General features: G+C 66.7%; 1 protein-coding gene. It reads left to right on the top strand.

Features of this window, described 5'->3' with window-relative positions:
• Positions 1 to 255 (top strand): transposase (locus ACLIYP_RS30965; protein ID WP_412716363.1); only part of this gene is annotated, 255 nt, incomplete at both ends.

Here is a 255-nt window from a genome sequence, read left to right as displayed (position 1 = left end):
TGGAGGGTGAGATCACCGACCACCTCGGCTATGACAAGCACGATCCCGCCGGGAAGAACGGAGGCAACAGCCGCAACGGGACCCGGGCCAAGACCGTGCTGACGGACGTCGGCCCGGTCGAGCTAGCTGTGCCCCGCGACCGCGAGGGCAGCTTTGATCCGAAGATCGTCAAGAAGCGGCAGAAGCGCCTGACCGGCGTGGACGAGATGGTGATCTCCCTGTCCGCGAAGGGCCTGACCACCGGCGAGGTCCAGG

The organism is Streptomyces nanhaiensis (assembly GCF_046614825.1).
GTDB classification, from domain to species: domain Bacteria; phylum Actinomycetota; class Actinomycetes; order Streptomycetales; family Streptomycetaceae; genus Streptomyces; species Streptomyces radiopugnans.
The sequence above is the reverse complement of the archived record's forward strand: the minus strand, read 5'-3'. Positions and strand labels throughout refer to the sequence as shown.